Origin of the sequence: Streptomyces sp. WAC07094 (genome assembly GCF_036320405.1) — a bacterium.
GTDB lineage: Bacteria > Actinomycetota > Actinomycetes > Streptomycetales > Streptomycetaceae > Streptomyces > Streptomyces lannensis.
In genome coordinates, this window is sequence record NZ_JAVMJZ010000001.1 from 3,206,649 (window position 1) to 3,226,258 (window position 19,610).

The following is a 19,610-nucleotide window of genomic DNA, read 5'->3' on the forward strand; positions in this document are numbered from 1 at the left end:
CGATGTCCCTCGACTCCCTGAAGTCCGCCCTGCCGGACTACGCCAAGGACCTGAAGCTCAACCTGGGTTCGGTCATCGGCAACTCCGACCTGCCGACGCAGCAGCTGTGGGGCACGGCGCTGGTCACGGCGATCGCGTCCCGCTCGCCGATCGTGCTGCGCGAGCTGGCGCCCGAGGCGAAGGCGAACCTCTCGCCGCAGGCGTACACCGCGGCGAAGTCCGCGGCCGCCGTGATGGCGATGAACAACGTCTTCTACCGCACCCGCCACCTGCTCTCGGACCACGAGTACGGCACGCTCCGCGCGGGCCTGCGGATGAACGTCATCGGCAACCCCGGGGTCGAGAAGGTCGACTTCGAGCTGTGGTCGTTCGCGGTGTCGGCGATCAACGGCTGCGGGATGTGCCTGGACTCGCACGAGCAGGTGCTCCGCAAGGCAGGTGTCGACCGTGAGGTCGTCCAGGAGGCTTTCAAGATCGCGTCGGTGATCCAGGCCGTCGGCGTGACACTGGACGCCGAGGCGATCCTCGCCGAGTAGCGCGCCAGAGCGTCCGCCTTACGGGGCCCCGGTCACCTCCGCGGTGGGCGGGGCCCCGCGGCTGTTCGCCCGGCTCTCGTGCTTCGGCCCGAACGGCCTCGCCCTCCCCCGCCGGACCGACGCTCACACGGTCGTCGGGCTGTCCTGCGGTGGCGGTGCCTCCGCCGCCGGTACGGACGCAGGCTGGGGAACCGGGTGCGGTGTTCTGGCGGCCGCGTACGACCGCAGATAGCCCACCACCGTGTTCGTCACCGCCACCAGCGGTACGGCCACCACCGCGCCGCCGATGCCGGCCACCATGCCGCCGGCCGTCACGGAGAGCACCACCGCGAGCGGATGCACCCTCACGGCCCGGCCCAGGATGAACGGTTGCAGGATGTGCCCCTCGATCTGCTGGACGGCCAGGACCACCACGAGAGTCATGATCGCGGTGAAGACGCCCTGGGTCACCAGCGCCACCACCACCGCCAGCGCGCCGGAGGCCACGGCGCCCACCAGCGGGATGAACGAGAAGAGGAAGATGAAGACGGCGAGCGGCACGGCCATGGGCACGTTCAGGAAGTAGATGCCGAGGCCGATGAAGGTGGCGTCGATCAGAGCGACGATCACCGTGCCGCGGACGTAGGCCGTCAGCGTGCGCCAGGCGCGGGGGCCGGCACCGGCCACTCCCGGCCGCGCCGCCGCGGGCACCAGCTTCAGCGTCCACTCCCAGATGCGCCGGCCGTCGTACAGCAGGAACAAGGTGGAGAAGACGGTCAGGAGGATTCCGGTCAGTGCCTCGACGATGACCTGGACGCCCTCGAGGCCCGTCGACGTGATCTGGTCGGCGTTCGCACCGATCGCCTCGCGCAGGTTCTTGGCGATCTGGTTGATCTGTTTGTCCGTGACGTGGAAGGGGCTGTTGAGCAGCCACTTGCGCAACTCGTCGATGCCGTCCTGGATCTGGTTGGAGAGCGAGTCGATGTTCTCCATGACCTGCCAGGTCACGAACCAGCCGATGAGGCCCATGATGACGAAGCCCAGGATGGCGGTCAGCGCGGTCGCCGGACCGCGCGGCACACCGTGACGGGTCAGCCGCGCGACGGTCGGCTGCAGGAGCGCCGTGATGAGCAGCGCGCACACGAACGCCAGCACCACCAACTGGACGGCGCTGATGACCCGCATGAGCACCCAGAGCGTGCCCGCGAGCACGAGTACCCGCCAGCCGGCCTCGGCCGCCACCCGCACGCCCCACGGCACCGCCTCGACGGGATGCGGACGCGCCTGTGCCGGTACGACGGGAGGATGCGCCGGAGGCGGCGGAACTCCGTCCGGCACCGGGGCGGTCGCCGACTCGGTGTGGTGGTCCTTCTCGACCTCGGCACGGCGTTCGTCCAGCCGCTCCCCCACCTGGCTGAGCCCGGCGCCGAGCCGTGAGAGCCACCCTGGCAGTTGCGACATGATCCGTCCTCCTCCCCCGCGTCCCTGAGTGCTCCCCACCACTCCCCCCGGGAGTCGTCGCTTCCGACCGTACACGGCGGGGCCCCGCACGGGTAAACGGCCGAAGCCCCTCACCCATAGACGGTGAGGGGCTTCATGAGGTTGAGCGCCCGCCCGGAGGCGGGGCCGCGGCTCAGTACCAGCTGTTGGCCTGCCAGAACGACCAGGCCTGGCACGGGCTGCCGTAGCGGCCGTTCATGTAGTTGAGGCCCCACTTGATCTGCGTGGCCGGGTTCGTCTGCCAGTCGGAGCCGACGGACGACATCTTGGAGCCGGGCAGGGCCTGGAAGAGACCGTAGGCACCGGAGGACGCGTTGACCGCGCGGTAGTTCCAGCTGGACTCGTGGTCCACGATGTTGCTGAAGCACTGGAACTGGTCGGCCGCGACCATCTGACGCGCCATCGCCTGGATCTGCGCAACGGTGTAAGAGCTCTGGACGGCGAAGCTGGACGCGCTGCGGCTGGCCTTGGCCTGCTCTTCCTTGCGCGCCTTCGCGGCCTCTTCGGCCTTCTGCGCGGCCTCCTGCTTGGCGATCGCGTCCGCGGCCGCCTGCTTACGGGCCGACTCCTCGGCGTCCTTCTTGGCGCTCGCGTCCGCGGCGATGGCCTGTGCGTCGGCCTGCTGCGTCAGCGACGCGGTCTGGACCTGGGCCTGCTGACCCGTAGGTATGTCAGCGAGGAGCATCGAGTCGCTTGCCGTTGCCTCGGCGTCGCTCGAGGGCTGCCCGGTGCTGCCCGAGGCAACACCAGTGACGGCGCCGACAGCGGTGACCGCCGTGGCCGAGGCCACTGCGAATCCCCGGACCGAAATCCGGCTCACACGGTTTCCTTCCAGCATCGTCCGCTTGGGTGACCCTGGCGGACGCAATCGTGCCCCCTGACGCTGGCCTCCCAACTGCGGGGTCACGGGAGGCACGGGCCCGGTGGGCAACCCCCTGTCGGAGGTGGCCGCGTGGTGCTCGGGCGGCATACGACGGCGCTGTGAAGTTGGCTGTGGTGCTTTTGAGGTGCCGTACCGCTGGGGGTACAGGTGTGTCGTATGCGGGGCCTGACAGGAGTGAGACTCTGCCGTAACCGGACGCCGAGTGGCAATTCTGTGTTGCGTGTGAAAGCTCACATCCCGTTTGGCCCAGTGGAATCTCGGAAACTCCCGCACGCGAAGGCGCCGCCCGGCTAGGCTCTTGGCCTTTGCCGGACGGCGCCAACCCGCGAGTAACAACCCCGCGTTGAATGCCCGGGTCAGATCTGCCCGTCTTCGAGCATTTCGGTAACAAGGGCGGCGATCTGGGACCTCTCGGACCGCGTCAGGGTGACGTGGGCGAAGAGCGGATGCCCCTTCAGCTTCTCCACGACGGCGACCACGCCGTCGTACCGGCCCACCCGCAGGTTGTCCCGCTGGGCGACGTCATGGGTGAGCACCACCCGTGAATTGGCGCCGATCCGGGACAGAACGGTCAGCAGCACGTTCCGTTCGAGCGACTGCGCCTCGTCCACGATGACAAAGGCGTCGTGGAGCGAACGTCCGCGGATATGGGTGAGCGGGAGGACCTCCAGCATCCCGCGCGCGGTGACCTCCTCGATGACCTCGCGGGAGGTGACCGCCGACAGCGTGTCGAAGACCGCCTGGGCCCAGGGGCTCATCTTCTCGGCCTCGGTGCCGGGCAGATAGCCGAGCTCCTGGCCGCCGACCGCGTACAGCGGCCGGAAGACCATCACCTTCTGGTGCTGCCTGCGCTCCAGCACCGCCTCGAGGCCGGCGCACAGTGCCAGTGCCGACTTGCCGGTGCCGGCGCGGCCGCCCATCGACATGATCCCCACGTCCGGGTCGAGCAGCAGGTCGAGCGCGATCCGCTGCTCCGCGCTGCGCCCCTTGATGCCGAACGCCTCCCGGTCGCCGCGCACCAGGCGGACGTTGCCCTCGGCCGTGACGCGGCCCAGCGCCTTGCCCCGCTCCGACTGGATCGTCAGGCCGGTGTGCACGGGCAGACCGGCGGCTTCGGGAACGTATACGTGTCCCTCTTCGAAGAGGATGTCCACCTGTTCGCCGGACAGCGTCAGTTCGGACATTCCGGTCCAGCCGGTGGAGTCCGTGATGGCCAGTTCCGCGCGGTACTCCTCGGCCTGGAGCCCGACGGACGACGCCTTGATCCGCAGCGGCAGGTCCTTCGACACGACGGTGACGTCGAAGCCCTCGGCCTGCAGATTGCGGGCGACCGCGAGGATGCGGGAGTCGTTGTCCCCCAGGCGGTAGCCGGTGGGCAGCACGCTGGGGTCCGAGTGGTTGAGCTCGACACGGAGGGTCCCGCCGAGGTCCCCGGTCGGGATGGGGGCGTCGAGTCGGCCGTACCGCACCCGGTAGTCGTCGAGGAGGCGCAGGGCCTGCCGGGCGAAATAGCCGAGTTCGGGATGGTGCCGCTTGGCCTCCAGCTCGGTAACCACGACCACCGGGAGCACGACCTCGTGCTCGTCGAAGCGGGTCATGGCGTTCGGGTCGGCCAATAGGACGCTGGTGTCGAGAACATAGGTGCGCCGGTCTGGCTTGTGGCGCTTTGTGCTGGTCACCACGGAAGGACGTACCCCCTCGGATGAGGTCGGGGAGCGACGGAGTGGAGCTGGACCGGTCGTCGGCCACGATGCACGGGCCGAGAACCGGCCCTCCACTGCTTCCTCCGTGCCGAGACCGCACGGTGGCGCTGGTGCAAAGGGCCTCCCGGGCGGACGACCCCGAGCCGTCCGCTGAGATACGACACCCGTGGTTCGGGTGTCGACCTGTCTGGTCTTATGCCCTCGAACATGCGCCGCCATGCCACGGCATATGACGGCGCCCCGATGAACTCCTTGTAACTTTTACACCCGAGCGAGTGAGTACGTACCGCCGAACGGCGGATGCCCGGGCGCCTCGGCGAGTGGCTTCTCAGCCGCCGTAGCGACGGTGGCGCGCCGCGTAGTCACGCAGGGCGCGCAGGAAGTCGACCTTGCGGAAGGCCGGCCAGAAGACCTCGCAGAAGTAGTACTCCGAATGCGCGGTCTGCCAGAGCATGAAGCCGGACAGCCGTTGTTCGCCACTCGTGCGAATCACCAGATCGGGGTCGGGCTGGTCACTCGTATAGAGGTGTCTGCCGATCAGATCGACGTCGACGGACTCGGCCAGGTCCTCCACCGACACGCCCTTGTCATGGGCCTCGAGAAGCATCGAGCGGACGGCGTCGGCGATCTCCTGGCGCCCGCCGTAGCCGATCGCGACGTTGACGAGTATTCCGTCGATGTGTGCGGTGGCCTCCTCGGCCTCCTTGAGGACGCCCTGCATCTGCGCGGGCAGCAGATCGCGGGCCCCCACGTGATGCACCCGCCAGCGCCCGTCGGCGGCGAGGGAGCGGACCACGTCCTCGATGATGCCGAGGAGCGGGACCAGCTCCTCCTTCGGCCGGTCGAAGTTGTCCGTCGACAGCAGCCAGAGCGTCACGCCCTCGACGTCCGTCTCGGCGCACCAGCCGAGGAACTCCTCGATCTTGTCGGCCCCGGCCCGGTGGCCCTGCGCGGTGGTCGAACCCGCGGCCTTCGCCCAGCGTCGGTTGCCGTCCATGATGACGCCGATGTGCTTGGGCACCTGAGCGTGGTCCAGGTGGCCCTCCACCCGGCGCGCGTACAGCCTGACGAGCAGGCCGCGCAGCTTGTCGCGCAGGTTCACGGTGATTGTCAGCCCCTCCGTACGGATCAGACAGGTGCGGGCGTGCGCGATCCCCGTCAGATGTCGGTCCCCGGAGGCGAAGCCTACTCCCGGGAAACCCGGGCCCCGCCAAGGGGTGTCAGTGGTCTGTGTCGGCTGCGTACCCGCGAACGGGGGCCGCATGACCCGGGATTCCGGGTTTTGTGTCGGGTGCGGGAAGACGCTCCCGCACGGGCGGCGGGCTCGGCGGGCGCGCCGGGTCGGACCGCGGGGCTCGGCCGCGGGGAAAGGAAACGGGCCGGTCCGTGGGGGGGGAGACGGACCGGCCCGAGGGGGGGTTTCCACCATAACCCTTCGTAAGTGATGCTGCGTGCATCGGCGTGCCACAACTACTCTCCGAAATCGCGCGACAACGCCACGGTGGCCCCGGAGGCGTTCATTCAGGGTGTGTCCATGGCCGAAACACAGCGGATTCAAAGGGAATCCGGCTGAATCCTGAGGTATCCAAGGGGTTTGCGCGGCCTAGAGGGACGCGCGGAGAGATGTCCGTACGTACTCCCGGCGGGTGACGGGCGCCAGAAGCTGCCACTTGACGCCACCGCTAACTTCGCAGCCATGGCCGTGCTCACCTCAGCGGGGATGCCCGCCCCGGTGCCGCTGGAGATCGCCCGCTCGGCGGGCGCCCGGCGGCGTGGACTGCTCGGGCGCACGGGGATCGAGGGCGCCCTGCTGATGAGCCCGGCGAGCGCCGTGCACACGCTGGGCATGCGCTTCGCGATCGACGTCGCCTACCTGGACGCGGCACTGCGGGTGGTCGCGGTGCGGACGATGCGGCCGGGGCGGCTCGGCCTGCCCCGGCTCCGCGCGCGCCACGTACTGGAGGCCGAGGCCGGCGCCATGGAGCGGTGGGGGATACGGCGGGGGGTGCGGGTGAGTGTGCGGGACGCCTGACGGTGCCTCCGGCCGGGCGCGGCGCCGCGCAGCCCCCTCCACTGCGCGATGCCGTCCGCGCAGCTTTGCTCACGCGATTTACCTTGGTCTGAACTTACGTGACAGGGATACCCGGATCGAGCCAACGTCGATAACGATGTGGAAACCTTGAGCCAACGTCTCGGAATGCGGTCGCCGGTCTCACATTTCGAGCGTGGTGATGCGGTGCACGGTCAGCCGCGCGGCTTGCGCGCCTCGATCAGGAAGCGCGTGCTGTGGGCGACGAAGGGTCCGTCGGACTCGATCCGCTCGTGCAGGGAACGGAGCCGGGACTCGTACCGCTCCACGGTGAAGTCGGGAACCATCCAGATCACCTTGCGCAGGAAGTGGACGACGGCGCCGATGTCGTGGAACTCCATGCGCAGCCGGGCCTCCTGAAGCCCGGTCACCTCCAGGCCCGCCGCTTCGGCGTCGGCCTCCGCACGCCCGGGGTCGCGGGCGGAGCGGACCCCGGACGGCTGGGGTCCCAGGAAGTACTCGACCACCTCGAAGGCGCTTGCCGGGCCGACCTGCTGGGAGAAGTACGTGCCGCCGGGGCGCAGGACACGGGCTATCTCACGCCAGTAGGTGCGCACCGGGTGCCGGCTGGTGACGAGGTCGAAGGCGGCGTCCCCGAAGGGCAGCGGCGCCTCCTCCGGAGAGGCGACGACCACGGCGCCGCGCGGATGGAGCAGGGCGGTGGCCCTCGCGACGTTCGGCGGCCAGCCCTCGGTGGCGACGGTGAGCGGCGGGAGCGCAGGCGCCGAGGCCAGGACCTCGCCTCCACCGGTCTGGATGTCGAGCGCGGCCGACGCGTGCGCAAGACGCTCGGCCATCGAACGCGCGTACCCCCACGAAGGCCGCTCCTCCGTGGCCCGGCCGTCGAACCAGGAGAAGTCCCAGCCGTCGACGGAGGCGTCGACGGCTTCCTTGACGAGCTCTTCGAAGGTGCGGCCGCGGGTCATGCGGCGATCGTCCCAATGCCGGGGAGGGATCGCGAACGAATTTCCTGCGGGGCCGTTCGCCCACACGGAGGGGCGGACGACCGGCCCCGTCAGGGCCTGCCCCGGAGCTACGGCAGCAGGGGCCGTACCTCGTGGGCCGCGAACCGCACGAACGCCTCCGGGTCCGGCTCGTCCGCGGTCGGCTCGAGGACCACCGTGTCCGCGCCGGCGTCGGCGAGGCTCCGGACGGCCTTGGCGACCGTGCCCGCGTCCCCGGCCACCCCGTGCTCCGCCCCCGGGTCCTTCCCGCCCGCCGCCATGTCCGCGCTCAGCCGTGCGACGGCGTCCGGACCGGTGGCGGTGCGCAGATACACGACGATGCGATGGGGATCGGTGCGGCCCGCCGACTCCCGTCCCGCGTCGATGAGCTGACGGGCCTTCCGTACGCCTTCGGGTGTCGTGGACGAGGTGAGGATGGTCCCGTCGGCCGCCTCGCCGGACAGCCGCAGCGTGCGCGGTCCGGTGGCGCCCGCGAGGATGCGGACCGCCTGCGCGGGCGGCCAGTCCAGCGCGACACCGTCCAGCCTCACGTACCGCCCGTCCGTGGTGACCCGCTCACCGCGCAACAGGGCGCGCAGGGCGTCGAGATGCTCGCGCAGCAGGGTCAGCGGCGAGTCGGCGCGGGCCCCGACCTGGGCCATCCAGCTCTGCACACCGTGCCCGACGCCGAGGATCGCCCGCCCCGGGAACAACCGATCGAGCGTCGCGGCCTCCATCGCGGTGACCGCGACGTTCCGCAGGGGCACCGGAAGCAGTCCGACGCCGATCCGCAGCCGCTCGGTCCAGGCGAGCGCGGCGGAGGCGGCGGAGACCCCTCCCTCCAGGAAACAGTCCTCCCACAGCCACAGTTCCTCCAGGCCCGAGTCGTCCGCGAGCCGTGCCATCGCACGCAGTCGCTCGGGAGGCAGTTGGGGCCGGAACACAGCACCGAGTCCAGTCATGCGGTCTTCCTATCGAGCGGACCGGGCCCGGACAACACCTTTACCGGTCGGCCGCGCCCGGACGCTCGTAGTGCAGCAGCACGACTCCGTTGCCGAACCGACGGGAATCGATCAGTCGGAGCGCGGTCAGGGCGTCGCTGTCGGGGAAGAGCCGCTGTCCACGGCCGACGAGGATCGGGTGGACGTACACCCGGAACTCGTCGACGAGGTCGAGCCGCAGGAACTCGGCCGCGAGGGCCGCTCCGCCGAGTGCCAGGTCCCCGCCGTCCTGTGCCTTGAGGGCGAGGATGTCGTCGACGACGACGTCCCGGACGACGGTGGTGTGCCAGTCGGCATGCTCCAGGGTGCGGGAGAACACCACTTTGGGCATGTTCCGCCAGATCCGGGCGTACTCGATCATGGGCCCCGAACGATGGGGATCGGCGTCGGCGGTGGGCCAGAAACCGGCCATCAGCTCGTAGGTCACACGTCCGTTGAGGAAGGCGCCCATCTCCTTGAGCACGTCGTTGAAGTGCTGGTGCAGTTCGTCGTCCACGAGGTGCCAGTCGATCTCGCGGTCGGGGCCCTCGATGTAGCCGTCCAGGGACATCGACATCATCAGGACGATCTTTCTCATGACAGCTCCCGGTTCCGGCACCGACCGACTGGACTGCACGAGCATCGCGCAGCCGTGCCGCACGGGGGCGGAGGCGGCTCCGTCGAATGCGCGCACTCCTACGAAGACGAGTCTCCTCTGGGGAACGACACCTCCACGCGGCGGTTCTTGCGCCGGCCCTCCTCCGTGGAGTTGTCGGCGATCGGATAGTCCTCGCTGTAGCCGCGCACCTCGAAGGTGACGTTCCCGCCGAGGGTCGAGGCCAGCCGGTCGTGCACCGCCTCCGCGCGCTTCTTGGAGAGGACCAGGCCGTGGGCGTAGCTGCCGAGGTTGTCGGTGAAGCCGAAGACGCGGACGCTGCGCGCGTTCTGCTTCCTGATCTCCTCCGCGATGGCGTCGATACGGGAGCGGGCCTGCGGGTTCAGCTTGGCGCTGTCCTTGGGGAACAGCACCTCCGCCTGGAGCGCGAAGGTGACGCTCTCGTTGGTGTCCTCACGACGTTCCTCGCCGCCGAGGTCCTCCACGACGGACTTGATGTCGAGCACCTTGGCGGGCGCGAGCGTGGCACCGTCGGCGAGTTTGAGCCCGGGGCTGGTGGGATCGACGGACGGCGGCGGCGAGGTGGCGACACTCCCGGGCGGCGCGCTCGGTCCGTCGTCGGCGAGCGCCTGGGGCGTGGCGGTCAGGGTGAGAAGGGCGAGGGCCGCGACGAGGGTGACGCGGGGGGTGGGGGCCATGGTGGGTCACCCCTGGGAGATCTGGATCGGGGCAGGGGGCATGGAGCCGACCTGGAAGTCGACGTCGGTGGTCCCTTCCGGTGGGGCGGGGAACTGGGCGAACCATTGGGCAGTGGCGCCCTGTTGCACGCCGCCCGTGAACTGGGTGCACAGACACCGGCCCGAGGTGTCGCGCAGGATCAGGTACTTCTTCTTGCCCTTCTGGTCGATCAGACTGGCACCGGCGATGGACGCGCCGTTCTTGGACAGCTCGCGTTCGTCACCGCGCCAGTTGGCCGCGACCCAGATGCTGTCCGTGTTGTTCGTGACCGATCCCTCGACCGTGACGAACCCCCCGCCGTCGCGTTTGGCCGATGTCACCGTGAGGGTGAGGCCGTTCTCCCCCTTGACCTCCGCCAGCACCGTACCGGAGTCGGGTTGCTGCGATGCCTGCTTGGCGCCGCCGCTGTTCTTCGCCGGAGCCGAGGAAGACGGAGCTCCCTTGTCGGACGTTCCTCCGTCCCCACCGCCGCAACCGGCCACCGTGAGGAGCAGCCCGGTCGTGATCGCGACCGCGCTCAGCGCCCTGCGGCCCTTCATGGTGTGCCGAAAGTCCATCGGTACGGCTTCCTTTCACTCGGCCAGATGCACAGAGAACAGCACGGACGCGTCAGGAAGGTCGTCCTGTTCGAAATCTTCGGGGTCGATGTTCACGATCCGGCCGTCGCAGTCCAGTTCGACTGGCTTCCCGGGGTCCGCGTCCGGGTCGAAGTCGCAGCGCGGTTGGACGACGGCGACGGCCTGGGCCTTCGCCCGAAGGCCTTCGGTGCCCGGAATGATCGAGTGGCCGACCGTGTAGTTCGTCTGAACGCCTACCTGGAAGCCTGGATATCCGTTCCTGGTGACCGGCTGGGCCCCGCCCACAACGGTCGAGTCGTTCTCCGAGGCCAGTTGCTGCGCGGCGCTGGTGGCACCCTCATCGGCGGGCAGCCGCCCACGGAGCCAGTCGAGCCAGTCGTCGTCCTGCCCGACGTCGGCCCCGAGACGGTCCATCAACTCGTCCCGGGCATCCTGGGCCGCTGCCAGAGCGGCAGCGTCCGCCGCCGACTGGGCTCCATTACGGGCTGACGCTGCCTGGGCGAACACGAAGAACGCGAGCGCAACGAACAGCAGAATCCCCGTCAGCCAGATATAGATCGGGAGTGTCTGCCCCCGGTCACTCGGGAGAAGTGAAGCGGTCAGCCGCCGATGACGTCGTTGACCGCCCGCAGGATCGCTCCCGAGATCAGGCCGTCCAGGCCCAGGCTGTCGATCAGCGTGAAGATCCCGGCGATGATGATCATCAGGCCCGCGTACTCCACGAACCCGGCTCCCGCGTCCCGGCCCTCGCCCCTCATCCGGGAGACGAGGGTCTGCCTCCACCTGTCGAACCCGGCCATGGCGTCCGCCCTCCCGTCCGATCGCACTGCCGACCTCAGCACGGTAGGTGAGAACATGCGTACTCCGAGTGGGCCCAGGGACCCAACTTCCCCCCGCGGTGGCCGTCACCCGGTCCACCCCTCTCGTGCCGTACCGAGCCAGTGGGCGATCGCTTCGCTGCGCGAGGAACTGTGCAGTTTCGCGAAGATGCGATTGATGTGGTTCTTGACCGTCTTCTCACTGATGAAGCAGGCGGCGGCGATCTGCCGGTTGTTCATCCCGGACGCGATGAGATCCATGACCTCCACCTCCCTCGAGCTGAGACCGAAGTCCAGCCGACTCGCGGCACGGCGCCGCAGGCTCCCCGTGCGGGCGGCCCCGGCCGTCGACGACTCTGACACGACCGATTGCAACTGCGAAGTACTTTCGCCCCGTTCGTAGGAAACACCGAGCGAGGACAAGACAGGACCGGACGGCGGCGCGACCGCGGGCGAGACCGTCGGCCGTCCCCGTCTCAGCTCCCGTACCGCCGTGATCAGTTCGGCCGCCGTGAACTCGCCGTGCACCAGATAGCCGCAGGCCCCGCGGCGCAGCGCCTCGGCCACGACGTCGGGTTCCCTGCTGTACGTCAGCATCATCACGAGGGACCGGCGGGCCAGTTCGGGCAGTGCGGTCAGTCCGTCCGTGCCCGGCATCCGCACGTCCAGGAGGACGACGTCGGGACGGTGCCGGGCACTGAGAGCGAGCGCCTGCCCACCGTCCGCCGCCTCTGCGACCACGTTGATGCCGGGGCGCGTGGACAGCAGGGCGGCGAGTCCCGCCCGCACGACCGGATTGTCGTCGGCCACGAGCACGCGCAGGGGCGGGTCGGGAAGCGCCTGGTCAGGCATGTGCGGCCTCCTCCTCGGGGGTGTGCGGAGCGGTGTCCGCGAGGGGCGCGTGCAGATGGATCTCGGCGCCGCCGAGCGGGGAACGGCCCGGCCGGAGGCGGCCGCCCAGGGTCGCGGCACGTTCCGCCATGCCGAGCAGCCCGAAGTGGCCGGTTTTCGCCAGGTCCCCAGGTGCGGTGCCCGGTGGCAGACCGACGCCGTCGTCCCCGATCCGCAGATCGAGGGCGGTGTCCCCGGTGGTGTCGAGCGTGATGCGGACGCGGGTCGCACGGGCGTGGCGGTGTGTGTTCTCCAGTGCCTCCGAGACGACGGCCAGGACGTGGTGCGCCGTCGCGTACGGCAGGAACAGCGGTGCCTCCGGCTTGGCCAGCTCGACCTCGAGACCCGCGCGTCCGGCGAACTCGCGTCCCCGGACCGCCAGTTCCGCCGATACGTCCACCCGGGCCGCCCTGAAGTCCGTGCGGCGCCGCAGGTCCGACAGCAGGTCCCGGGACTCCGCCGCCGCCCTGCGGGCCGCGCCGGCCACCTGATTCGCCTGGCGCTCGAGCGTCTCGGGGTCGGCGTGGTCCGCGGACAGCGCGAGCGCCTCCGCGGCCAGGGCGAGACCGTGCAGTGTCTTGGCCACCGAGTCGTGCATCTCCCGGGCGAGGAAGGCCCGTTCGGACTCGACGGCCTCCGCCGCGGCCAGGCGTGCGTTCGCCTCGGACAGCGCCTGGCCGGCGGCCCCGAAACGGAACAGCAGATTGCGCAGGGTCACCCCGATGATGCCCGCGGCGACGCAGAATCCGGCGATCAGAAGGGTGCTGACGCCGGCGCCCGGGCGCTGCTCCCAGGCCCGGAACACCGCTACGAAGACGACCAGTTGCAGGCCGGTGATGGCGCCCGCCCCCCGCCAGCCGTAGAGCAGGCCGGACAGCAGTGGCGTGCAGACGGTGGCGTACGCGAGGGGGGAGGCGGGGGACGCGGTGAGCAGCAGTGTGGCGACGAAGAGGAGGTCGAGCGCCATCAGGGACGGGTGGGCGAGCAGACGCGGGCCGACCCGGTCCCAGTCGCGCAGCAGGGCGTACGACGTCATGACACCGAGGACGGCGGCCGCGAGGACGGCGTAGCGCGGGGCGCCGTCGGCGGTGTTGGCCAGTGCGAAGGGCGCGCCGATCAGGACCAGGGCCAGTCGTACGGCGACGGTCTGGCGGCACAGGGCCTGGAGCGCGCCGAGCTGGAGGCGGACGCTCGCCGGCGGCGGGGCGTCGTCCTCCAGGTACCCGGGTGTGGGGCGCGGGGCACGGCTGCTCATCATCGGCCCAGGATCGATCCGAAGTCCGTCCCCGACCCCAGGAACATGCCCGTCGCGATGAGGATCATCGTGGCCGGAAGCATGAAGACCAGGGTGACCAGCGTGGCCTTGGGGATCGTCTTCGCCGCACGGCGGCGGGCGTTCTGCGCGTCGGTCCGCCGCATGTCCGTGGCCAGCTGGATCAGCGTCTCGGCGATGGGGGAACCGAGCTCCTCGCCCTGCTGCAGTGCCGAGACGAACTGGGCGACCTGCTCGGACGAGTTGCGTCGGCGCAACTCGTCGAAGGCCTGGCGGCGGCTGACCCCCATGTCCATCTGGCGCAGGGTGATGCGCAGTTCGTCCGCCCAGGGTCCCTCGTACTTCTCCGCGACCCGGTCGAGTGCCTGGCGGAAGCCCAGCCCGGCGGAGACGACGACCGCCAGCACGTCCAGGAAGTCCGGCAGGGTGCGGTCGATGACCTCCTTGCGCTCGCGGACGGCCTGCCAGATCAGCGCGTCGGCCGCCAGCAGACCGAACGCGAACGTGGCGACCGCGAGCAGCGGATGGCCGCCCGAGAGGAAGATCAGGCCCATCAGGCAGCCGAAGAGGCCGTACACCGCACGGCGGGCGGCGTAGCGGTTGAGGGTGAGGCCGTTCGGGTTGCCGGCCATGTCGATGCGGCGGCGCTTGTCGTCGACCCGGCGCGGGCCCATCAGACGCAGGACGAAGGGTGCGAAGCGTATGCCGAGGCGGTCGACCGCCGATCCGGTCCTGGACACGCGGCCGGCCCCGACCTCCAGGGCGAGCTGCAGGTCGCTCGGCAGTTTGGCGTCCGCTCGGATCATGCGCACGCCGAGCAGGATCCCGGCGACCGAGACCGCCATCAGCAGGGCGAGGAGCAGTGATGTCATCGCGGCCTCCTCACACTTCGATCTTGCCGAGGCGGCGGATGACGAAGAAGCCGACCGTGTAGAGGCCGAGGGCGAGCAGTACCAGCCCCTGACCGAGCGGTGAGCCGGTGACGCGGGCCAGGGCGCCTTCGTTCGAGGAGTTGACCAGGACGAGGGAGCCTAGGCCCAGCAGCGGGACCGTGAAGGCGGTGGCGTTGACCTCGGAGAGCATCGTGCGGACCTCGCGCCGGGTCTCCTTGCGGTCCTCCAGGGTCTGGGTGAGGTTGCGCAGCGAGTTCACCACCGAGCCGCCCGCCTTGTTGGCCAGGACGAGTGTGGTGACGAGGACGATCAGCTCACGGGACGGGAGTCGTTCGGCCAGTTCGTCGAGGGCGTCGTCGACAGAGCGGCCCAGCGTCAGCTGATCGGCGACCCGGGCCAGTTCCTCCCCGGCCGGGGCTTCCAGTTCCTCCGCCGCCATGGCGAGGGCGGTGCGCAGGGCGAGCCCGGCGGCCGTCGCGTTGGCCAGGAGGCGGGCCACGTCCGGCAGCTGGTTGATGAAGGCCTCGATGCGCTTCTGCCGCTGCCAGTTGAGGAAGATCGCCGCGCCCCACACCCCGATCAGCGCGGCGAGGGGCCCGAAGAAGGGGGCGAGCGTCGCCGCGGCGATCAGCCAGAGCGCCACGACGACGGCGGTGACGTAGGTGAAGAACTCCCCTGCCGTCAGGTCGAGTCCGGTCGCCGACAGGCGCAGCTGGACGGTGCGCCCGAGGCGGGTGCGGCGCACCCGGCGGTCGACGCCCGTGAAACGGCGTACCCGGCCGCTCGCGGTGCGGGCCGGGCCCGTCGCCGTGCCGGAGAGCCGGTCGACGAGCGTCTGGCGCTGGGCGCGCCCCGAGGCGTACATGTGCACGCCGGCCACGGTGAGCGTGCCGGTGAGGACGGTGGCGCCGAGGGCGAGGAGGGCGGGGTCGTTCATGGCGCGCTCCTTACGTGGACGGGGGTCATCCGATGGCCTGCCTCGTGTGGAGGGCGTCGATGGCCTCGGCGACGCCGAAGGCGGGCGGCAGCGGCTCGTTGGCGGCGTAGAGCTTCTCCGCGACGCTCCGGGGCAGCGGGAGGTGCTCGAAGCGGCCGCGGACGATCCGGTCGGCGGCCAGCGGCTGGGGAACGAAGCGGCACACGGTGGCGACGCGGAACTGTTCGCGTCCGTGGGACACCACGAGCGCGATCTCCACGACCTTGCGGGAGCCGTCGGCGTGCCGCGCGAGCTGCACGACCACGTCCACCGCCGAGTTGATCTGGTCCTTGAGCGCCTCGAAGGGGATCAGCACCTCGGACATCGACCCGAGGGTCTGCAGCCGCATCAACGCGTCCTCGGCGGAGTTGGCGTGCACGGTGGCGAGGGAGCCGTCGTGGCCCGTCGACATCGCCTGGAGCATGTCGAGGGTCTCACCGCCGCGGACCTCACCGACGATGATGCGGTCGGGGCGCATCCTCAGGCTGTTGCGGACCAGGTCACGGATGGTGATCCGGCCCTTCCCCTCGACGTTCGGCGGGCGGGACTCCAGCCGGATCACATGCTCCTGCTGGAGCTGGAGTTCGGCGGAGTCCTCGATCGTGATGATGCGCTCGCGGGAGGGGATCAGCCCGGACAGGGCGTTGAGCAGGGTGGTCTTGCCGGTGCCCGTACCGCCGCTGACGATGAGGTTGAAGCGGGCCCGGACGAAGGCGGCGAGCAGCATCAGCATCTGCTCGTCGAGGGAGCCGAGGCCGATCAGCTCGGGGAGGGTGTACGCGCGCGGGAAGCGGCGGATGGTCAGCGTGGGGCCGGTCAGGGCGAGCGGCGGAATGATGACGTTGACGCGTTCGCCGGTGGGCAGGCGGGCGTCGACCATCGGGTTGGACTCGTCGACGCGGCGGTTGACCGTCGAGACGATCCGCTCGATCGTCTGCATCAGCTGCTCGGTGGAGGCGAAGCGGAGGGGAAGCTGTTCCACGCGGCCGGCGCGCTCCACGAAGACCGAGTCCGGGCCGTTCACCATGATCTCGGTGATCGACGCGTCGGCAAGCAGCGGTTCGAGGACGCCGAGCCCGAGGGCTTCGTCGACGACCCTGCGGATCAGCTGGGAGCGTTCGGACGAGGAGAGGACCGGACCTTCCCGGCTGATGATGTGCCCGAGGACGCGCTCGAGCCGGGCCCGGCGTTCGGCGGCCGCGAGGCCGGACATCTCGGCGAGGTCGATCTCTTCGAGGAGCTTGGCGCGGTAGACCGCGACGAGGTGTCCGTCCTCTCGGGCGGCTCCCCCGTCGTCGGGGGCGGCGATACGGGAGCGCAGGCTCATGTCGGTCGTCAACTCCTCTCTGTCGTACGGCTGGTTCAGTCGTCGTTGGGCATGGTGGCGTGGCGGGTGACGTCCCAGCCGTCGAAGAGGGGGATCACGGCGGGGACGTGCACGGTGACGGTGGCGGTGGTGGTGTCGGCGCCCTTCGCCGGCGGCGGTACGTCGGGGGAGAGCCAGCCGCTGACGGCGGCCGCGCCCGCCGCCGAGCCGTCGCCGTCCCGGGATGCGACCCGGGCGGCCGCGCGGGCGGCGGTGCCTGCCTGGTTGATGCCGTAGCCGACGAGGCCCAGCTGGATGGCGGCCATGCCGATGACGAGCAGGACGGGGAGGTAGCCGGCGAACTCAAGCATGGAGACACCGCGGTCGTCCCGGCGGCGAGCCCGCCACCTCGACGGGGACGCCGCCCTGCCGCGCACGGACGACCTCATCGGTCGTCCCCCTCCAGAGCCGCGCCCGCGCTCCCGCCGACCCGCCAGCCCGGGTTGACCCCCGGGAGGAACAGCGGGACCTGGGCGCGCACCGTCGCCTTCATCACCGGGCCGTCCGGAGCGCAGCTGATCTCCGCGCCGCTCCACGAGCCCGGCAGATGCCGGGCTCCCGCCGACCGGCAGGCCCCCGCCCAGTCCCCCTGCACGGCGTACGCCGCCGTCGCCGCCCGTGCCGCCTCGTCCGCCGCGTTGCCCGCCAGCGAGTACGTGTAGCCGAACAGGGCGCACTCCCACAGCAGCGCCATCACGACCAGGACGAGCGGGAACATCCCGGCGAACTCCACGGTCACCGAGCCCCGGTCGCTCCTGCGCCACAGGCTCAGCGCCCCCCGGTCCGCGGACGCCTTACGGCGCCGCCCGCCGCCGCCCTCCTGCGCCCGCACGAGGTCGAGTTCCCCCGCCAGCGACCACAGCGCCTGCTTCACGGTGGAGCGGGCGTCCAGGTCCTGAAGGCGTCCGGCGTCGACGACCGCCTGAAGCTCCTTGAAGGAGGCCGGGACGACGGCGCGGGCCACCCGGGTGCCGGTGACGCGTTCGACGAGGGCGGGCTGGATCTCCGTCCCCCGAGAGTGGCGGTTGACGACCGTCAGGGTCTCCTCGGCCTTGCGGATCTGGAGCCGGTCCCACAGACGCACCATCCGCTTGGCCGCGCGGACCGCGACCACGTCCGGGGTGACCAGCAGCAGCGCGTGGTCGGCGACCTCGATCGCGGCGGCGGTTGCCGAGTTCATCTGGGAGCCGCAGTCGACGATCACGACGTCGTGGCGGGCCCGGAGCGCACCCAGGACCTGCCGGGTCACGCGGTCCGTGACCTCCTCGCCGCGTTCGCCGTCCGCCGGGGCGAGGAGCAGCCCGACGCCGCTGTCATGGGTGTAGACGGCGTCCTGGAGGACACGGGGGTTGATGTCCGTGATCCCGGCGAGGTCGGCCACGGAGCGCCGGAACTGCACGTCGAGGTAGGAGGCGACGTCCCCGGACTGCAGGTCGAGGTCGACCAGCGCGACGGTTCGGCCCGACGCCCGGGCCGCGAGGGCCAGTTGGACGGCCGTGACGGTGACCCCGACACCGCCCTTGGCCCCGGTCACCGTGACCACCGTCCCGCCGGCGCCGGAGTACAGCTCGGGGGCGGTGCTGCCCAGGTGGCGTCGCATGCCGGCCGACCAGGCGGCCGCCGCCTGGACACGTTCGGCGAGGGCGTCGTAGCCGAGGGGCAGGGTGACGATGCCCCGGGCGCCGGAGTCCATGGCGGCGGTCAGGACGCCCGTACTCGTGTCGGCGGTGATGAGCACGACTCCGACGGCCGGGAACCGCAGCACCAGGTCGCGGACCAGATCGAGTGCGGGGACCGGCCCTATCCGCTCGTGCACGAGGACGACCTCGGGCAGTTCGTCGAGGGACTCGCCGGCCAGCCGGGCGAGGGTGTCCAGCAGGGCCGTGGAGTCGTGGACGGGCGGGGCGGGTTCGGCGTCGGCGACCTGGCTCAGCAGGGTGGTGAGCGAGCGTGCCGCGTCGAGGTCGCCGACGGCGGGAAGGATGCGGATGGTCATCGGCGGAACCTCGTGGGGACAGGCCCGCTGGGGACCGGGACGGACCTCATGGGGCCTCCTACTTGTCCTGGTCGAGGGTGTAGGTGCGGTCGCCCGGCGCTACCGCAGTCGCGGAGCCGCCCGCGACCAGGGCGAGCCGTACGTGTTCGGCGAACGACTCGGCGTACGCCACGCGCTGCGCGTCGGCGGTGTCGAGGGCGAAGGTGATGGGGACGGCCTCGGCGGCGTTGCGCCGCCGGTCGTCACTGGACTGGCCCGGATCCAGGGCGGTGAGCCTGCCGACGTCGAGGACGCGGGCGTTGGTCACGATGACCTTGGACTCGTCCCTGCTCTTTTCGTTGGCGGCCTTGAAGGTGGCGTAGATGTTGACCCGGGAGCCGGGGTCGATCTTGCCGGCGACACCGGTCGACGCGTCGATCATGATGGCGATCTCCTGCTGTCCCGACTGGAGCGCCGGCCGGTCGACGATCATGTCGGTCTGGAGCAGTGATCCCTTCTCCAGCCGGGTCACGGCGATCTTTCCGCGGATCTGCGAGAGATCCGTGACGGCGGTCGCGGACAGCCAGCGCCGCGGCATGGAGATCCTCTGGAACTGATCGGCCGTGAGCTCCCGGTAGGGGGCGATGTCGGCCTTGAGCCGGTACGCCGTGGCCTCCGGGCCCACCTTCGAGTTCACGTCGCGGATCACCGACAGCACTCCGGCGAAGGCGCCGACTGCGGCGAGGGCCGAGAGGACCAGCAGGATGACGCCGCGGCGCTGGCGTGAGTTCATGACGCGGACAACCTCGATCAGAAGGTGGGGACGACGGGTCGAGCGGTCGTGCGGTCGTGCTGTGGAGTTGTCGGTACGG

Annotated in this window: 21 protein-coding genes; 2 read left to right on the forward strand and 19 right to left on the reverse strand. The window is 70.5% G+C overall.

The annotated features are described in order from the left end of the window. The first annotated feature begins 2 nt into the window (after nucleotides 1-2). The gene (locus tag RCR19_RS14005; RefSeq protein ID WP_331265458.1) at nucleotides 3-536 is read left to right on the forward strand and encodes an alkyl hydroperoxide reductase; all 534 of its coding nucleotides are present in this window, start codon (nucleotides 3-5) and stop codon (nucleotides 534-536) included. Nucleotides 537-659: 123 nt separating this feature from the next. Here RCR19_RS14005 and RCR19_RS14010 read toward each other — a convergent pair whose 3' ends face one another. The 4 genes from RCR19_RS14010 to RCR19_RS14025 all read right to left on the reverse strand — a co-directional run bounded on the left by RCR19_RS14010 (nucleotide 660) and on the right by RCR19_RS14025 (nucleotide 5,703). Beyond that, nucleotides 660-1,976 carry an AI-2E family transporter gene (locus RCR19_RS14010; protein WP_331265459.1) on the reverse strand — a complete coding sequence of 439 codons (1,317 nt, stop codon included), beginning with the start codon at nucleotides 1,974-1,976 and terminating at the stop codon, nucleotides 660-662. Between the two features lie 172 nt (nucleotides 1,977-2,148). Continuing rightward, nucleotides 2,149-2,853, reverse strand: a complete 705-nt coding sequence (locus tag RCR19_RS14015; RefSeq protein WP_331265460.1) for a lytic transglycosylase domain-containing protein — start codon at nucleotides 2,851-2,853, stop codon at nucleotides 2,149-2,151. Nucleotides 2,854-3,254: 401 nt separating this feature from the next. Beyond that, nucleotides 3,255-4,580, reverse strand: a complete 1,326-nt coding sequence (locus tag RCR19_RS14020) for a PhoH family protein (RefSeq protein WP_220292771.1) — start codon at nucleotides 4,578-4,580, stop codon at nucleotides 3,255-3,257. 349 nt (nucleotides 4,581-4,929) lie between these two features. Further along, entirely contained in the window at nucleotides 4,930-5,703 is a 774-nt protein-coding gene (locus RCR19_RS14025) for an isoprenyl transferase (RefSeq protein WP_331265461.1), read from the reverse strand. 594 nt (nucleotides 5,704-6,297) lie between these two features. Between RCR19_RS14025 and RCR19_RS14030 the strand changes: the two genes are divergently transcribed. Further along, entirely contained in the window at nucleotides 6,298-6,633 is a 336-nt protein-coding gene (locus RCR19_RS14030; protein WP_331265462.1) for a DUF192 domain-containing protein, read from the forward strand. Nucleotides 6,634-6,845: 212 nt separating this feature from the next. Here RCR19_RS14030 and RCR19_RS14035 read toward each other — a convergent pair whose 3' ends face one another. The 15 genes from RCR19_RS14035 to cpaB all read right to left on the reverse strand — a co-directional run bounded on the left by RCR19_RS14035 (nucleotide 6,846) and on the right by cpaB (nucleotide 19,531). Next, nucleotides 6,846-7,616 carry a class I SAM-dependent methyltransferase gene (locus RCR19_RS14035; RefSeq protein ID WP_331265463.1) on the reverse strand — a complete coding sequence of 257 codons (771 nt, stop codon included), beginning with the start codon at nucleotides 7,614-7,616 and terminating at the stop codon, nucleotides 6,846-6,848. A 107-nt stretch (nucleotides 7,617-7,723) separates the two neighbouring features. Further along, on the reverse strand, nucleotides 7,724-8,596 hold the full coding sequence (locus RCR19_RS14040; RefSeq protein ID WP_331265464.1) for an LLM class flavin-dependent oxidoreductase: 873 nt from the start codon (nucleotides 8,594-8,596) through the stop codon (nucleotides 7,724-7,726). 40 nt (nucleotides 8,597-8,636) lie between these two features. Beyond that, nucleotides 8,637-9,212, reverse strand: a complete 576-nt coding sequence (locus RCR19_RS14045; RefSeq protein WP_059129192.1) for a dihydrofolate reductase family protein — start codon at nucleotides 9,210-9,212, stop codon at nucleotides 8,637-8,639. Between the two features lie 98 nt (nucleotides 9,213-9,310). Next, nucleotides 9,311-9,928 (reverse strand): OmpA family protein, encoded by a 618-nt coding sequence (locus RCR19_RS14050; protein ID WP_331265465.1) that lies wholly within the window; start codon nucleotides 9,926-9,928, stop codon nucleotides 9,311-9,313. Nucleotides 9,929-9,934: 6 nt separating this feature from the next. Next, nucleotides 9,935-10,525 (reverse strand): hypothetical protein, encoded by a 591-nt coding sequence (locus RCR19_RS14055; protein WP_331265466.1) that lies wholly within the window; start codon nucleotides 10,523-10,525, stop codon nucleotides 9,935-9,937. A 15-nt stretch (nucleotides 10,526-10,540) separates the two neighbouring features. Beyond that, nucleotides 10,541-11,149 (reverse strand): pilus assembly protein TadG-related protein, encoded by a 609-nt coding sequence (locus RCR19_RS14060; protein WP_331269432.1) that lies wholly within the window; start codon nucleotides 11,147-11,149, stop codon nucleotides 10,541-10,543. Beyond that, on the reverse strand, nucleotides 11,146-11,346 hold the full coding sequence (locus tag RCR19_RS14065) for a hypothetical protein (RefSeq protein WP_331269433.1): 201 nt from the start codon (nucleotides 11,344-11,346) through the stop codon (nucleotides 11,146-11,148). Before RCR19_RS14065 ends, RCR19_RS14060 begins: the two co-directional genes overlap by 4 nt. A 105-nt stretch (nucleotides 11,347-11,451) precedes the next feature. Then, nucleotides 11,452-12,216: a response regulator transcription factor gene (locus RCR19_RS14070; RefSeq protein WP_331265467.1), complete on the reverse strand. Its 765-nt coding sequence runs from the start codon at nucleotides 12,214-12,216 to the stop codon at nucleotides 11,452-11,454. Continuing rightward, nucleotides 12,209-13,513 (reverse strand): histidine kinase, encoded by a 1,305-nt coding sequence (locus tag RCR19_RS14075; protein ID WP_331265468.1) that lies wholly within the window; start codon nucleotides 13,511-13,513, stop codon nucleotides 12,209-12,211. The genes RCR19_RS14070 and RCR19_RS14075 overlap by 8 nt, the downstream gene beginning before the upstream one ends. After that, entirely contained in the window at nucleotides 13,510-14,400 is an 891-nt protein-coding gene (locus RCR19_RS14080; RefSeq protein WP_331265469.1) for a DUF5936 domain-containing protein, read from the reverse strand. The genes RCR19_RS14075 and RCR19_RS14080 overlap by 4 nt, the downstream gene beginning before the upstream one ends. Nucleotides 14,401-14,410: 10 nt before the next feature. Next, nucleotides 14,411-15,358: a type II secretion system F family protein gene (locus RCR19_RS14085; RefSeq protein ID WP_331265470.1), complete on the reverse strand. Its 948-nt coding sequence runs from the start codon at nucleotides 15,356-15,358 to the stop codon at nucleotides 14,411-14,413. Nucleotides 15,359-15,383: 25 nt separating this feature from the next. Next, nucleotides 15,384-16,724 carry a CpaF family protein gene (locus RCR19_RS14090; RefSeq protein ID WP_331265471.1) on the reverse strand — a complete coding sequence of 447 codons (1,341 nt, stop codon included), beginning with the start codon at nucleotides 16,722-16,724 and terminating at the stop codon, nucleotides 15,384-15,386. Between the two features lie 35 nt (nucleotides 16,725-16,759). Then, nucleotides 16,760-17,140, reverse strand: coding sequence for a TadE family protein (locus RCR19_RS14095; RefSeq protein ID WP_331269434.1), 381 nt, complete (start codon nucleotides 17,138-17,140; stop codon nucleotides 16,760-16,762). 8 nt (nucleotides 17,141-17,148) lie between these two features. Further along, nucleotides 17,149-18,759 (reverse strand): AAA family ATPase, encoded by a 1,611-nt coding sequence (locus tag RCR19_RS14100; RefSeq protein ID WP_331265472.1) that lies wholly within the window; start codon nucleotides 18,757-18,759, stop codon nucleotides 17,149-17,151. 58 nt (nucleotides 18,760-18,817) lie between these two features. Next, a complete protein-coding gene (cpaB, locus tag RCR19_RS14105) occupies nucleotides 18,818-19,531 on the reverse strand; it encodes a Flp pilus assembly protein CpaB (protein ID WP_331265473.1) in 714 nt (237 codons plus the stop codon). Between the last annotated feature and the right edge of the window lie 79 nt (nucleotides 19,532-19,610).